We start from the raw sequence: 13,497 nt of genomic DNA, 5'->3' as shown, positions 1-13,497 counted from the left end.
TGCTAATAAAAAGTGAGGTCGGGATCTTTTGTCCCAACCTCTGTATATCTATTATTAGTATAGAAGTTCGTAAATTTCCATCGCAATCAAGTCGATGCTGTCAAAAGTATATGTTTCACGAGCTTCAACATCACGAAGTGTAAAGATTGGGCCATTTTCTTCATCATGGTTAAAAGCAACTTCAGCTACAACAACTCCCTCGCGCTCAAAGTTACGTTTTAAGTTACCACCATCTTTTGTCATTGCTTCTAGGCGGTTGATGATTCTAACCAAATGTGATTCCATTTTGATTCTCCTCCATTTCTTATCGTTACTATTTTACCATAAAGAGTATCCACTTGACTAGAAAAAACTAAGATTTCTCGCTATTTCTGTTTTCTTTGAAATTTTATTGAAAATAAAAGGAAAAAGATTGCATTTTTATTCAAAATATGTTATACTCATACAAGTTTTAAGTTAGAAATTAGAAAGTAGTGGATTTATGAATTTTTCTTTTTTACCTAAATATCTGCCATATTTTAACTATGGTGCTCTCGTAACAGTCTTGATCTCTGTTTTGGTTGTCTTTTTGGGGACAATTTTAGGGGTAGTCTTGGCTTTTGCTCAACGTTCTAAAATAAAGCCCATAGCTTGGCTTGCCAATGTTTATATTTGGATTTTCCGTGGAACACCTATGATGGTACAGATCATGATTGCTTTTGCTCTTATGCATATCAATGCTCCGACAATTCAGATTGGAGTTTTGGGAGTTGATTTTTCACGTTTGATTCCAGGGATTATCATTATTTCTATGAATAGTGGTGCCTATGTATCAGAAACAGTTCGTGCTGGTATCAATGCAGTACCTAAAGGTCAATTAGAGGCGGCTTACTCTCTAGGGATTCGTCCTAAAAATGCCATGCGCTATGTCATCTTGCCACAGGCCATCAAGAATATCTTGCCAGCCTTGGGGAATGAGTTTATTACCATTATCAAGGATAGTTCACTCTTGTCAGCAATCGGTGTTATGGAATTGTGGAATGGAGCTACTACGGTGTCAACAACCACCTACTTGCCTTTAACTCCACTCTTATTTGCAGCCTTTTACTACTTGATTATGACCTCTATCTTGACACTAGCCTTGAAAGCTTTTGAAAATCGTATGGGACAAGGAGAGAAAAAATAATGACTGAAACGCTTATTAAAATTGAAAACCTTCATAAAAACTTTGGGAAGAATGAAGTTTTAAAAGGAATTGATCTTGAAATCAAAAAAGGGGAAGTTGTGGTGATTATCGGACCATCTGGTAGCGGTAAGTCAACCCTCCTTCGCTCTATGAATCTCCTCGAAGAAGCGACAAAAGGAAAGGTTATCTTTGAAGGAGTAGACATTACAGATAAGAAAAACGACCTCTTTGCCATGCGTGAAAAGATGGGAATGGTTTTCCAACAGTTCAATCTCTTCCCCAATATGACAGTGAAGGATAACATCACGCTTTCTCCTATCAAGACCAAAGGGGAAAGTAAGGAAGTTGCTGAGAAGAGAGCGCATGAGCTCTTGGAAAAGGTTGGTTTACCAGATAAGGCAGATGCTTTTCCACAAAGTTTGTCTGGTGGGCAGCAACAACGTATCGCTATTGCTCGTGGTCTTGCCATGGAACCAGATGTCCTACTTTTTGATGAACCGACTTCTGCCCTAGACCCAGAAATGGTAGGGGAAGTACTAGCGGTTATGCAAGAACTTGCTAAGTCAGGAATGACTATGGTCATCGTGACGCATGAGATGGGCTTTGCGCGTGAAGTGGCAGACCGTGTCATCTTTATGGCTGACGGTGTTGTTGTCGAAGACGGAACTCCAGAGCAAGTCTTTGAACAAACCCAAGAACAAAGAACCAAGGATTTCTTGAGTAAGGTTTTGTAAGAGTTGTAAATTTATATCCATTTCGACTTTTTCTTAGGTGGATAGTTCGACAAGTATAGCAAAACTTCTTTACTCAGTTTAGATTAAAGTTATAAATAAAAAGTAGGAATCATAAAATACTGACTCCTACTTTTTATAGTTAAAATAAGAAGCTAATGCTTGTAAGTATGCCTAATACTGCGAAAATAATTTTCCAAACTTGGTGGTTCTTTTTGAAAAGCTTATCAGAGTATAGTGCTAGTATAAGAAATATAAAAAATAGTATACATTTATGAAAGATTGACATGATTATCCTCCTTTTTTGTAAGACTTCCTTTACTTATACTATACATTATTTTTGATGCAGAATCAAAAAATAATATCTTTATTCTGTGGAGTTCTTTTATCCTCCAGTAAGAGAATGACTAGTCCTCCAACTGAGCTTTTTCTTATAGTTTCAGACTATAAGGTCTCTTAGGTAAGAAGTGTTAGAGGGACAAGTATTTTTTTGATATAATAGAAGATATTTGTTAGAAAAGAGAAAACACATGACACAGATTATTGATGGCAAGGCTTTAGCAGCCAAGCTACAAGGACAATTGGCTGAAAAAACAGCTAAATTAAAGGAAGAGACAGGTTTGGTTCCTGGTTTGGTAGTTATTTTAGTGGGAGAAAATCCAGCCAGTCAGGTTTACGTTCGTAACAAGGAACGTTCAGCGATAGCCGCAGGATTCCAAAGTGAAGTCGTGCGAGTTCCTGAGACCATTACTCAAGAGGAATTGTTGGCTTTGATTGCCAAATACAATCACGATCCAGCTTGGCATGGTATTTTGGTGCAGTTACCCTTACCAAAACACATCGATGAAGAAGCTGTTTTATTGGCTATTGATCCAGAAAAGGACGTGGATGGTTTTCATCCGCTCAACATGGGGCGCCTTTGGTCTGGTCATCCAGTTATGATCCCTTCAACTCCAGCTGGTATTATGGAAATGTTTCATGAGTATGGGATTGAACTAGAAGGTAAGAATGCGGTTGTTATTGGTCGTTCTAATATTGTCGGTAAACCAATGGCCCAGTTGTTATTAGCTAAGAATGCAACTGTAACCTTGACCCACTCACGAACACATAATCTTGCCAAGGTAGCTTCTAAGGCGGATATTCTTGTCGTAGCAATCGGTCGTGCTAAGTTTGTGACTGCTGACTTTGTCAAACCTGGAGCAGTTGTCATTGATGTGGGGATGAACCGAGATGAAAATGGCAAGCTCTGTGGAGATGTTGACTATGATGCTGTTGCACCAATTGCTAGTCATATCACCCCCGTACCTGGTGGAGTAGGACCTATGACGATTACCATGCTGATGGAGCAGACTTATCAGGCTGCATTGCGTAGCTTGGAAAAAAACTAGGTTTATAGGTTGCTAAAATGAATCATCAGAGTGGCAGTTAAACCAAAAGGTTGAATAGCAATATTTCTACCTTTTTTTGTCTATTGTAAAGACGGTTCTGTCAATTAAAGCTTCTTTTTATCTACTTTGTAGTATAATGAAGTAGAGGTGATTAGATGATTGTAAAAGTTTGTAATGCAGATTTTAGTCTCCAGTGGGATGGGATGTATCAATTTGCTCTTGAAAACTATCCACAGATTAAAGAATGGGAATTGGAGAAGCTAGCAAAGTTTATTGCTTACGAACAGGACCATCATCGTCAGACCATTGTGGAATGTGAGAATCATGAATTAAATATACGAATTCATGATTACTTGCAAGAGCATAGCTATTTTCCTCCCTACAGACCAAGTCATCGCCTTGTAGCTTCTACCTATGATATCCAGAGAAAGTTGGTTACTTCAAATTATTGTAGTCATACTTGTACAGTTGAGGTGGCTCAGGCTATTTTTAAGATTGGAAAACTCATGTCGGCGGTAAAAGTATTTGGTAAAAGTGGGGCTGAGCTAGTTACAGATAGTCGTAATGCAGCTTCTGATCCAGCAGACTATTTTGACTATATTATGTTCGGATGGTCTAATACGACTTCGGGTTACCGACTCGCTATGGAGCGTTTGTTAGGACGGGCACCGTCTGAGGAGGAATTACAAGAAAAGTTCATTCCTGGCGTTAGTTTTCATTTTCTGTATGAAGAATTAATCCAAGCACCAGACTATATGTTTGATGGCTATCATGTTGCGAAGGTAAGAGATAGTTTAGATTTGGATACCTTTCTTCATTTGTGTGTTATTCCTTCAAAAGATAGGTCTTGTTTTGAAGGTTTGATTCCTTGTCAATTACAAGATAGAGTGATTTACCTAGACTATGAAGGAGAAGGGTTACAGGCTTGGAATACTAAGGTTAATCAAGTACTGCATGGTAAGGATAAGTTGAAGGAGTAGTGTATGAAAGAGATTGATCAAGCTCTACTGAAAAAAGTTATCATTGAGCGTCCTCGTTCTAGTCATAAGGGAGACTACGGTCGTCTTCTCTTGATTGGAGGGACTTATCCCTATGGGGGAGCGATTATTATGGCTGCCTTAGGAGCTGTTAGAAGCGGCGCAGGCTTGGTGACAGTAGCAACGGACCAGGAGAATATTACAGCTCTGCATAGCCATCTTCCGGAGGCTATGGCTTTTACTCTTGATGATAAGCAATTGCTTGAGCAACAGTTGCAGAAGGCTAACATTGTCTTGGTTGGATCTGGACTAGTGGATGATGAGCGTGGAGAACAGCTTCTCCAAACAGTCTTTCATCATTTAAGTCAAGACCAGACTCTCATACTGGATGGTGGTGCTTTATCCATTTTAGCGAAGACGGGAATGAAATTTCCTAAAGCTCAGCTTGTTTTAACGCCTCATCAAAGGGAATGGCAAGTCTTGTCAGGCTTAGATTTGGATTCCCATGGAACCGAGGAAACAAGAGAGGCTTTGTTGAGTTTTCCTTCAGGGACGATTCTAGTTCAAAAAGGTCCAGCTACTCGAATCTGGCAAGCTGGTCAAGCTGATTTTTATCAGCTGGGAGTTGGAGGTCCCTATCAGGCGACTGGGGGAATGGGAGATACCTTAGCTGGGATGATCGCTGGCTTTGCAGGTCAGTTTCCTCAAGTTAGCCTCTATGAAAGAGTGACGGTAGCGACCTATTTACATTCAGCAATTGCCCAAGAACTGGCTGAGGACAATTTTGTAGTTCTGCCAACCACGATCAGTCAACATATCCCAGCTTTTATGAAGAAAATATAAAAAGACACCTGAGTTTTGTACTGACCCCAAAAAGTTAGACAAATAATTATTGAAAGGATTTAGTTCTGTACTGCACAGGACTAAGTCCTTTTAGTTTTACCTTAATTCGTTTGTTGTTGTAATAATCAATATAGTCTACAATAGCCTGTTCCAATTGGTTAAGTGATTGGAAGGTCTTCTCATAGCCATAAAACATTTCGGATTTCAAAATGCCAAAGAAAGATTCCATCATGCCATTGTCTGTGCTGTTACCCTTACGTGACATGGATGGCTGAATCCCCCTACTCTCTAAGAACTGATGATAAGAATTGTGTTGGTATTGCCAGCCCTGGTCACTATGGAGAATAGTATTCTCGTAGTATTCCTCTGAGAAGGCTTGTTCTAACATCGTCTTTACTTGTGCTAAGTTCGGTGACCTAGAAAGATTATAGGCGATAATTTCGCTATTAAAGCCATCCAAAACTGGCGATAAATAGAGCTTTTGACTGCTTGATGGAATGGCAAACTCTGTCACATCTGTGTAGCACTTTTCCATTGGTTTAGAGCCTTCAAATTGACGTTGAATGAGGTTATCTGCTTTCTTGCCAACGTCTCCTTTATGAGAAGAATACTTGCGTTTCTGTCGCATTTTAGCTTGTAAATTGAGTACTTTCATCAAGCGTTGAACTCTTTTATGATTGACCAGATAACCACAATTTCTTAGTTCTAAATGAATCCGACGATAACCATAATTTCCCTTGTGTTCGGTAAAAATGGATTGAATTTCAGCTTTAAGCTCTTGGTCCTTATCTGGTTTGTTTAGCTGTTTCAAGTGATAATAGTAGGTCGAACGAGCTAGTTTAATGGCTTTTAGAAGAATATCTAACGAAAACTCAGTGATTAATTCTTGAACAATTTCTGTCTTTCTTCTTTCTCTTTTTCCTCCTTCAATCGGAGTTCTCTCAACTTTTTTAGAATGGCATTCTCCGCTCTCAGGTACTCATTTTCGGCTTGAAGACGTTCTAATTCTGTCATCTCTTCAGGTCTCTTTTTTGGCTTACGTCCCATTTTAGGTGGTCTCCCTCTTGTTTTCTCAACAATAGTATACCCGTTTTTCTTGTATTGTGCCAGCCAATTTGAAAGCATTCCTTGATTTGGGAGAGCATAATCAAGGCTGACACTTCTACGTGAACGACCTTCCAGTAAGACTTTATCAATCATTTCTTGTTTTAGTTCTGGAGAATAATAACAATTCTTACCTTTCTTGACTATTTTTATACCGTAAAGTTCAATCAATCTCATCATGTATCTTAGCCCAGAAACATCTACATCAAATCTTTTTGAAAGCTCTTTGAAGCTATGACCTTGATTCCTAAGTTCATAGATCTGAACTTAGGAATCATAAGTTAATTTCATAATAAAAATACCCCAAAAGTTAGATTTTTTCTGTCTAACTTTTGGGGTCAGTACATTATCTCTAACTTCTAGAGTGCTTTTTCTACATTCAAATTATTTTACAGTACCCATGTACGGATAGCATGGGCTACGCCAGATTCATCATTTGATTTAGTGATGTATTTGGCAATTTTTTTGAGTTCTGGGTTTCCGTTTTCCATAACAACCGGGTTACCTACGACTTCGAGCATAGCACGGTCATTTTCTTCGTCTCCGATAGCCATGGTTTCATCCTTGCTTAGTCCAAGTTTCTCAGCTAGGTGAGTGATAGCTGAGCCTTTGTCTACATTCTTTTTAAGGAGCTCAAGGTAGAAAGGAGCAGATTTGTTGATGGAGTAGCGCTCATAAAATTCTGCAGGAATCTTTTCAATAGCGGCATCCAGAATTTCAGGCTCATCGATAAACATACATTTGACGATTTCCTTGTCAGCCATTTCTTCAGGTGTACGGTAAAAAATCGGCATGCTGACGAGGGTTGATTCGTGAACGGTATATTTTCCGATATTGCGATTGGCAGTATAGATGCCGTCCTTGGTAATAGCGTGCATATGGACGCCAAGTTTGCGGCTGAGGAATTCCATATCTAGATAATCCTCAAAAGTCAAGGATTCGCTGATAATCTCATGCCCTGTAGCTGTTTCTTGGACAAGGGCACCGTTGAAGGTCACTACATAGTCACCTTCATCTCTTAATTTCAAGTCATCTAGAAGTTTGGCAACGCCAGCGATAGGACGTCCAGTTGCAATCATAACTTTGACACCAGCTTTTTTGGCATCTTGAATAGCGGCAAATACTTCAGGAGTGATTTCCTTTTTGCTGTTGACAAGGGTTCCGTCGATATCGACAGCGATTAGTTTAATACTCATATAGTTCCTCTTTTAGTTTTTATTTGGTGTAAAATGATCGTTCTCAATTAAGTGTAAAAATTGCTGGGTGATGCTTGCAAAGATGCTGTTTTGGTCTAACATTTCTTTTGGAAAATAGAAACGATTATCTCCGTGGCGACTGCCAGCAAGGGATTGGACGATAGGAGACAGGCTAGAGAGTTCTGCTAGTTCTCCATTTTTTTGGATAATCTCAATCTGTGTCCGTGGGTTTTCTGATTCAGGGCGATAGATATCATAAGGAAGGTCAAAGTTCTTATGAATAGCTGTGTAATAGTCAGGATCAAAGCCGATATCTTCTACAAGTTTTCTCATAGATGCAAGCTGTTCTTGATCTTCTTGTGAAAAGGTGATAGATTTAAAAACCTTGCGATTGACAAAGCGTTGCGACAAGTCTGCGAGAATCTTGTCAGGACTGGTCATCCAGATCTGGAAGTAGGTATTCATCACACCATCATCCAGAGCCAGATAATCAGACAAGGTCACATTTTTTTCAAAGAAAGGCAGGAGATGTGGAGAAGTTCGTGCAAAGAAGTCCTTGTCTTCAGGATAGAGTTCCTTAGCGCGTTTGAGAAGATTTTTTAGGAGAACTTCCATGGCCCGTGTTGCTGGGTGGAAATAAACCTGCATGTACATCTGGTAGCGACTGAGGACGTAGTCTTCGATGGCGTGCATGCCATTGCGCTGAAAGGCGATACCATTTTCGACAGGGCGAATGACTCGGAGGATTCGAGTCAGGTCAAATTCTCCATAGGATGCTCCAGTAAAATAGGAGTCACGCAAGAGATAGTCCATGCGGTCTGCATCAATCTGACTAGAAATGAGTTGCACGACCTGCTTGTTAGAATAGGTGTGGTCGATGACACTGGCAACTTTTTCTGGAAAGTCTGGCGCGACTTGTAGTAGGACTTGGTGAATCTCTGTCTCAGGGCTTTGGATAATCTCTTGAGTAATGGCTTCATGGTCTGTATCAAAGAGATTTTCAAAGGTATGCGAGTAGGCACCATGTCCTAGGTCATGAAGTAGGGCTGCAGTCATGGTTAAGAGGGACTCGGAAGGATCCCATTCTTTAGGATACTTTTCCTCAAAAATCTCTGTGATACGGCGTGCAATCTCGTAAACACCTAGACAGTGAGAAAAGCGACTATGCTCTCCACCATGAAAGGTATAACTGGATGTACCCAACTGCTTGATTCGACGAAGCCGTTGAAATTCTTTGGTATTGATTAAGTCATAGATAATCTGATTATCAACATGGATATAATTGTGAACAGGGTCACGAAATACTTTTTCATTCATAAAACCATTATAGCAAAAAGCTACAGTTTTTGGTAAAATAGTAGGATAAGAGTGTAGAAAGAGGACTTGAAGTGAAGATTCGAATGAGAAATACCATCCAATTTGATGAACAATTGGAAGTGATCGACCAACTTTATGACGTTGAGTTACGTGAGAAAGGTGATTTTTCCTATCTCCTTTTTTACAATGAAGAGAAGGAAAAAGTGGTACTCAAGTTTAATGATACAGAGTTGGTGATGTCTCGATTTTCCAACCCTAAGACCATCATGCGTTTTCTGAAGGAAGCTGATAGTTTAGCCTATGTTCCTACACCAATGGGGATACAGGAGTTTATCATCCAAACAAGCCATTATCAAGTTGATCAGCAAAAGATTGAACTAGCCTATCAACTACAAAACAAAGAAGGAACTCCATTTGCGAACTATCGCTTAGAAATTACCTGGGGGTAAAAAGTGGAGGAGAAATCGGAAGTCAAAGTTTCGATTTCGAAGTTCCAAATCAACTAGCAGGTCAAAGTTTTTTGCTAATAAAAAATGAGGTTGGGATTTTTGTCCCAGCCTCTATTTGATATACAGTTCTTGATTTTTCAAGACAATTTCACGTACACTTGCAAATTTCTTCAGCTTTTTGATGTCTTCGGGATGTGTTACAAGCGTGATTACATAACCCTCTTTGCCCATACGTCCAGTACGGCCAGCGCGGTGAGTGTAGGTTTCCATATCTCTAGGAACGTCAAAGTTAACCACGCATTCCAAGCTATCAATGTCGATACCACGAGCTAGAAGGTCTGTTGCAAGAAGCAGTGTTAGTTGCTTGTCTTTGAATTTTTCTAGAATAACTTTTCTGAATTTAACGTTGACATCGCTAGCTAGTGAAACAGCTAAAACATCGCGATACTGCAATTTTTCCTCAGCGCTTCCGAGGTCTGATAAACTATTAAAGAAGACTAGGCCACGGAAATCCTCGACATGTGCCAGTTTTCTAAGCATATCTACTCGATGACGTTGGTCTACTTGCATGTAGAAGTGTTGAATGTTGTCCAACTTTTGATCAGAGAGGTCGATGGTGCGAGTGTTAGGTGCAATCTTATCTTGGTCAAATTTGGTAGTGGCACTCATGTAAATAAGTTGATGGTCACGAGGTGCGTAGTGGGTAATCTTTTCTACAAAGTGGATTTGAGAATCATCTAGCAACTGGTCAAACTCATCAAGTATAATAGTCTCCACATTCATCATCTTGATTTTTTTCAATTTGATCAGTTCAAAGATACGCCCAGGAGTTCCAATCAGAATTTCTGGGCCTTTTTTCAGTCGTTCGATTTGACGTTTCTGACTCGAACCTGACAGGAAGAGCTGAGCAGTCAAGCCGATAGCTTCACCCCAAGTTTTAGTTACCTCAAAAATCTGACCAGCCAGTTCAGTATTTGGTGCTAAAATCAATAGTTGCTGCGCTTTTTTCTTTTGGAGACGAAGAAGACTTGGTAGGAGATAAGCTAAAGTCTTACCTGTACCAGTTGGACTAACTCCAAGAAGGGTTTGACCGTCTAAAATTGGATCAAAAAGCTGAGTTTGAATGGGTGTGAATTCTTGAAAGCCGAGTTTTTCGGTTAGCTCTAGCCATTCTGTAGGTAGTTTGGTTTTCATTTTTCTGCCTCAAATCTAATGCCAGCAGTCTGGCGCATAGTGTATATTAGGTTATGGACGTGTGACGCATCCTCTAACCAAGCTTGGTAAAGTTCTAGGTTTGGCTGCTTGATCATGTTAGCAAAAGCAGCGACCTCCTCAGTCATGGTATGAGGTGCCTGCTGAATAGGTAGATATGTTTCATTACCTTGATGATCTGTAAAAATAGCTGATCGAACATGTTCAATAGTGTTGAGTGTCAAGGTTCCATCTGTTGTATATATTTCACAAGGCAGATTAGAAGTAATGTTTTTACCAGCCTTGATATGGACTTGATAACCGGGATAAGATAAGATACCATCTCCATTTAAATCAATGGTGTTGTCAAGTTGCTGAGTTTGATAGGTCGCATTAAGTGCCTTTCCAAACAAGCGAACCGCAGCATAGATCGGATAAATTCCCAAGTCCATGAGAGCCCCACCAGCAAAACGGTCTGAAAATACATTCGGAGTGTTTCCAGAAAGAAGGTCAGACATCTTAGAAGAATACTTGGCATAGTTAAAATCTGCACCTAAAACTTGCTTATCTGCTAAAAAGTTTTTAATAACGGTGAAGGCTTCCTCATGATAGTTTCTTGCTGCTTCAAAGATGAAACGGTGATTCTCCTGAGCTATTTCAACTAAATCCTGCCATTCTTGGGGTTGAGTCACCGCTGGTTTTTCAAGGATAACATGTTTGCCAGCAGATAAAGCGGCCTTGGCTTGAGTAAAGTGCAGAGAATTTGGACTTGCGATATAGATAACATCAAATTCAGATTGGAAGAAATCCTCTAAATTATCAAATAGACTAACATCTGAATAGGAACTAGCAAATTGCTGAGCAGTCGTGAGCTTTCTTGAATAAACAGCCACTAACTGGAATTCCTGACTAGCATGAGCAGCTTCTATAAAGTGGTGACTGATTGCACCAGTGCCGATAATACCAAGTTTAAGCATGAAATCTCCTTTTCTACAAGTAATGACTGCTTTCATTATATCACAGATAGACTAAACTAGCCAAAGGGAGACAATTCTTTTATTTGACACTTCGAATTTTCCTCAAAAAATGGTACAATAGATTCAGAAAAAATAGGAGTGTAGTATGAGATTATTACCTATGAGAAAAATTTCTCGTCATTCAAAAAGATTGGCGCTTTTTTTGACTTTTTGTGCGGGTTATGTAGATGCCTATACCTTTATCATACGTGGGAATACTCTAGTTGCAGGCCAAACGGGGAATGTCGTTTTCCTTTCCGTTGGTCTCATTCAGGACAATGTTTCAGATGCCAGCGCCAAGGTAATGACCTTGATTTCCTTCATGGTGGGTGTCTTCCTCTTGACAGTCTATAAAGAAAAGTTGAGGATTGTAAGAAAACCAATTTTATCCCTTGTTCCACTAGCAATTTTATCTTTGATTATAGGATTTGTTCCCTTGACGGTTGATAATATATACATAGTACCACCGTTAGCATTTTGTATGGGTCTGGTTACAACAGCATTCGGTGAAGTTTCAGGAATTGCATACAACAATGCTTTTATGACTGGAAATATCAAACGAACCATGTTAGCATTTGGTGAATATGTTCGCACAAAACATACACCTTTTTTAAGAGAAGGTCTCATCTTTGTTAGCTTGCTGTCGAGTTTTGTACTTGGGGTTGTTGTATCAGCTTATCTGAGTATTTTTTATGAAGAAAAAACAATTTTAGGGATTCCAATCATGATGAGTATTTTTTATTTAAGTATGCTTTTTGCATCTTGGAGGAAAAAAATAAGAGAAAAAGTTTAAATTCGATGATAAATACTTGTCAAGAACTAGGAATCATGCTATACTTGAAGAGTTGACTATGCACGATCCTGTGCAACCGCACGAACATCGTTGCTCGTCGTATAACAAATTTAAACTTCGTCATTATCGCCTTGCCTAACATAAGTTATGTCTTCGGCTCAATTCCTAGTTTATTCTTTGTTATACTTAGAGCTCTTCTTTTAAGTGGTTCGTCCCACGATGCTAGGCGAGTCTTCACAAAAAATATGGGGAAACCCCAAAAAATCATAGGAGGTGCATAATGAGCACATACGCAATTATCAAAACTGGCGGAAAACAAGTTAAAGTTGAAGTTGGTCAAGCAATCTACGTTGAAAAATTGAACGTTGAAGCTGGTCAAGAAGTTACTTTTAACGAAGTTGTTCTTGTTGGTGGTGAAAACACTGTTGTCGGAACTCCACTTGTTGCTGGAGCTACTGTAGTTGGAACTGTTGAAAAACAAGGAAAACAAAAGAAAGTTGTTACTTACAAGTACAAACCTAAAAAAGGTAGCCACCGTAAACAAGGTCACCGTCAACCATATACAAAAGTTGTCATCAACGCAATCAACGCTTAATTTTAAGGAGAACACATGATACAAGCAGTCTTTGAGAGAGCCGAAGATGGCGAGCTGAGGAGTGCGGAAATTACTGGACACGCCGAGAGTGGCGAATACGGCTTTGATGTCGTGTGTGCATCGGTTTCTACGCTTGCCATTAACTTTATCAATTCGATTGAGAAATTTGCAGGCTATGAACCAATCTTAGAATTAAACGAAGATGAAGGTGGCTATCTGATGGTTGAAATTCCTAGAGACCTTCCTTCACACCAGAGAGAAATGACGCAGTTATTTTTTGAATCATTTTTCTTAGGTATGGCAACCTTATCGGAGGACTCTTCTGAGTTCGTCCAAACCAGAGTTATCACAGAAAACTAACACGGAGGAAAACATTATGTTAAAAATGACTCTTAACAACTTGCAACTTTTCGCCCACAAAAAAGGTGGAGGTTCTACATCAAACGGACGCGATTCACAAGCAAAACGTCTTGGAGCTAAAGCAGCTGACGGACAAACTGTAACAGGTGGATCAATCCTTTACCGTCAACGTGGTACACACATCTATCCAGGTGTAAACGTTGGACGTGGTGGAGACGATACTTTGTTCGCTAAAGTTGAAGGCGTAGTACGCTTTGAACGTAAAGGTCGCGATAAAAAACAAGTTTCTGTTTACCCAATCGCAAAATAATCGCTCTAAGTAGCATTAAATAAGGCTTTCCGAGTTTTCGGAGAGCCTATTTTTTTATCCAA

At 39.5% G+C, this 13,497-nt stretch carries 16 protein-coding genes and 1 other annotated feature; of the genes, 10 read left to right on the top strand and 6 right to left on the bottom strand.

The window, feature by feature from the left end; genetic code table 11:
- Positions 1-54: 54 nt before the first annotated feature.
- Positions 55-285: a DUF1797 family protein gene (locus QM374_RS01715; RefSeq protein WP_000443576.1), complete on the bottom strand. Its 231-nt coding sequence runs from the start codon at positions 283-285 to the stop codon at positions 55-57.
- Between the two features lie 196 nt (positions 286-481).
- Between QM374_RS01715 and QM374_RS01710 the strand changes: the two genes are divergently transcribed.
- The 5 genes from QM374_RS01710 to QM374_RS01690 all read left to right on the top strand — a co-directional run bounded on the left by QM374_RS01710 (position 482) and on the right by QM374_RS01690 (position 5,104).
- Positions 482-1,165, top strand: a complete 684-nt coding sequence (locus QM374_RS01710) for an amino acid ABC transporter permease (protein ID WP_001011628.1) — start codon at positions 482-484, stop codon at positions 1,163-1,165.
- Positions 1,165-1,899 (top strand): amino acid ABC transporter ATP-binding protein, encoded by a 735-nt coding sequence (locus QM374_RS01705; RefSeq protein ID WP_414289323.1) that lies wholly within the window; start codon positions 1,165-1,167, stop codon positions 1,897-1,899. The genes QM374_RS01710 and QM374_RS01705 overlap by 1 nt, the downstream gene beginning before the upstream one ends.
- A 527-nt stretch (positions 1,900-2,426) precedes the next feature.
- On the top strand, positions 2,427-3,284 hold the full coding sequence (locus QM374_RS01700; RefSeq protein ID WP_414310671.1) for a bifunctional methylenetetrahydrofolate dehydrogenase/methenyltetrahydrofolate cyclohydrolase: 858 nt from the start codon (positions 2,427-2,429) through the stop codon (positions 3,282-3,284).
- A gap of 155 nt (positions 3,285-3,439) precedes the next feature.
- Positions 3,440-4,264 (top strand): phosphate ABC transporter ATPase, encoded by an 825-nt coding sequence (locus QM374_RS01695; protein WP_414310670.1) that lies wholly within the window; start codon positions 3,440-3,442, stop codon positions 4,262-4,264.
- Positions 4,265-4,267: 3 nt separating this feature from the next.
- Positions 4,268-5,104: an NAD(P)H-hydrate dehydratase gene (locus QM374_RS01690; protein WP_414310669.1), complete on the top strand. Its 837-nt coding sequence runs from the start codon at positions 4,268-4,270 to the stop codon at positions 5,102-5,104.
- A gap of 46 nt (positions 5,105-5,150) precedes the next feature.
- Here the strand turns inward: QM374_RS01690 and QM374_RS01685 are convergent.
- From QM374_RS01685 to QM374_RS01675, 3 genes are all read right to left on the bottom strand, one after another.
- A protein-coding gene (locus QM374_RS01685; protein ID WP_414310690.1) for an IS3 family transposase occupies positions 5,151-6,469 on the bottom strand; the annotation gives its coding sequence in 2 pieces (ribosomal slippage) (positions 5,151-6,058 and positions 6,058-6,469; 1,320 coding nt in all).
- A 128-nt stretch (positions 6,470-6,597) separates the two neighbouring features.
- Positions 6,598-7,404 carry a sugar-phosphatase gene (gene yidA / locus QM374_RS01680; RefSeq protein WP_060955827.1) on the bottom strand — a complete coding sequence of 269 codons (807 nt, stop codon included), beginning with the start codon at positions 7,402-7,404 and terminating at the stop codon, positions 6,598-6,600.
- A gap of 12 nt (positions 7,405-7,416) precedes the next feature.
- Entirely contained in the window at positions 7,417-8,721 is a 1,305-nt protein-coding gene (locus tag QM374_RS01675; RefSeq protein WP_060955826.1) for an HD domain-containing protein, read from the bottom strand.
- Positions 8,722-8,792: 71 nt separating this feature from the next.
- Between QM374_RS01675 and QM374_RS01670 the strand changes: the two genes are divergently transcribed.
- On the top strand, positions 8,793-9,170 hold the full coding sequence (locus QM374_RS01670) for a DUF1934 domain-containing protein (protein ID WP_148130305.1): 378 nt from the start codon (positions 8,793-8,795) through the stop codon (positions 9,168-9,170).
- Between the two features lie 111 nt (positions 9,171-9,281).
- On the opposite strand, the gene QM374_RS01665 is transcribed toward QM374_RS01670, so the two are convergent.
- The gene (locus tag QM374_RS01665) at positions 9,282-10,364 is read right to left on the bottom strand and encodes a DEAD/DEAH box helicase (RefSeq protein WP_060955825.1); all 1,083 of its coding nucleotides are present in this window, start codon (positions 10,362-10,364) and stop codon (positions 9,282-9,284) included.
- Positions 10,361-11,338 carry a Gfo/Idh/MocA family protein gene (locus QM374_RS01660; protein WP_045763443.1) on the bottom strand — a complete coding sequence of 326 codons (978 nt, stop codon included), beginning with the start codon at positions 11,336-11,338 and terminating at the stop codon, positions 10,361-10,363. Before QM374_RS01660 ends, QM374_RS01665 begins: the two co-directional genes overlap by 4 nt.
- Before the next feature lie 145 nt (positions 11,339-11,483).
- Here QM374_RS01660 and QM374_RS01655 point away from each other — a divergent pair, with 145 nt between their 5' ends.
- From QM374_RS01655 to rpmA, 4 genes are all read left to right on the top strand, one after another.
- Positions 11,484-12,170 (top strand): YoaK family protein, encoded by a 687-nt coding sequence (locus tag QM374_RS01655; RefSeq protein ID WP_045763442.1) that lies wholly within the window; start codon positions 11,484-11,486, stop codon positions 12,168-12,170.
- A gap of 64 nt (positions 12,171-12,234) precedes the next feature.
- Positions 12,235-12,414 (top strand) — a sequence feature (ribosomal protein L21 leader region).
- 36 nt (positions 12,415-12,450) lie between these two features.
- The gene (gene rplU, locus QM374_RS01650; RefSeq protein ID WP_000109137.1) at positions 12,451-12,765 is read left to right on the top strand and encodes a 50S ribosomal protein L21; all 315 of its coding nucleotides are present in this window, start codon (positions 12,451-12,453) and stop codon (positions 12,763-12,765) included.
- A 15-nt stretch (positions 12,766-12,780) separates the two neighbouring features.
- On the top strand, positions 12,781-13,125 hold the full coding sequence (locus tag QM374_RS01645; RefSeq protein WP_000613695.1) for a ribosomal-processing cysteine protease Prp: 345 nt from the start codon (positions 12,781-12,783) through the stop codon (positions 13,123-13,125).
- A 16-nt stretch (positions 13,126-13,141) separates the two neighbouring features.
- Positions 13,142-13,435, top strand: coding sequence for a 50S ribosomal protein L27 (rpmA, locus tag QM374_RS01640; RefSeq protein WP_000916509.1), 294 nt, complete (start codon positions 13,142-13,144; stop codon positions 13,433-13,435).
- The last annotated feature ends 62 nt before the right edge of the window (positions 13,436-13,497 follow it).

The sequence above is a fragment of the Streptococcus infantis genome, assembly GCF_047465525.1.
GTDB classification, from domain to species: domain Bacteria; phylum Bacillota; class Bacilli; order Lactobacillales; family Streptococcaceae; genus Streptococcus; species Streptococcus infantis_R.
Note: the sequence above shows the minus strand (reverse complement) of the source record. Positions and strands in the feature narration are given on the sequence as shown.

What these genes read in the sequence shown, in the direction of transcription:
- rpmA (WP_000916509.1), top strand. Translation starts at nt 13,142, where the DNA reads ATGTTAAAAATGACTCTTAACAACTTGCAACTTTTCGCCCACAAAAAA.
- QM374_RS01690 (WP_414310669.1), top strand. Translation starts at nt 4,268, where the DNA reads ATGAAAGAGATTGATCAAGCTCTACTGAAAAAAGTTATCATTGAGCGT.
- QM374_RS01645 (WP_000613695.1), top strand. Translation starts at nt 12,781, where the DNA reads ATGATACAAGCAGTCTTTGAGAGAGCCGAAGATGGCGAGCTGAGGAGT.
- yidA (WP_060955827.1), bottom strand. Translation starts at nt 7,404, where the DNA reads ATGAGTATTAAACTAATCGCTGTCGATATCGACGGAACCCTTGTCAAC.
- QM374_RS01675 (WP_060955826.1), bottom strand. Translation starts at nt 8,721, where the DNA reads ATGAATGAAAAAGTATTTCGTGACCCTGTTCACAATTATATCCATGTT.
- QM374_RS01700 (WP_414310671.1), top strand. Translation starts at nt 2,427, where the DNA reads ATGACACAGATTATTGATGGCAAGGCTTTAGCAGCCAAGCTACAAGGA.
- QM374_RS01705 (WP_414289323.1), top strand. Translation starts at nt 1,165, where the DNA reads ATGACTGAAACGCTTATTAAAATTGAAAACCTTCATAAAAACTTTGGG.
- QM374_RS01660 (WP_045763443.1), bottom strand. Translation starts at nt 11,338, where the DNA reads ATGCTTAAACTTGGTATTATCGGCACTGGTGCAATCAGTCACCACTTT.
- QM374_RS01710 (WP_001011628.1), top strand. Translation starts at nt 482, where the DNA reads ATGAATTTTTCTTTTTTACCTAAATATCTGCCATATTTTAACTATGGT.
- QM374_RS01665 (WP_060955825.1), bottom strand. Translation starts at nt 10,364, where the DNA reads ATGAAAACCAAACTACCTACAGAATGGCTAGAGCTAACCGAAAAACTC.
- QM374_RS01655 (WP_045763442.1), top strand. Translation starts at nt 11,484, where the DNA reads ATGAGATTATTACCTATGAGAAAAATTTCTCGTCATTCAAAAAGATTG.
- rplU (WP_000109137.1), top strand. Translation starts at nt 12,451, where the DNA reads ATGAGCACATACGCAATTATCAAAACTGGCGGAAAACAAGTTAAAGTT.
- QM374_RS01695 (WP_414310670.1), top strand. Translation starts at nt 3,440, where the DNA reads ATGATTGTAAAAGTTTGTAATGCAGATTTTAGTCTCCAGTGGGATGGG.
- QM374_RS01715 (WP_000443576.1), bottom strand. Translation starts at nt 285, where the DNA reads ATGGAATCACATTTGGTTAGAATCATCAACCGCCTAGAAGCAATGACA.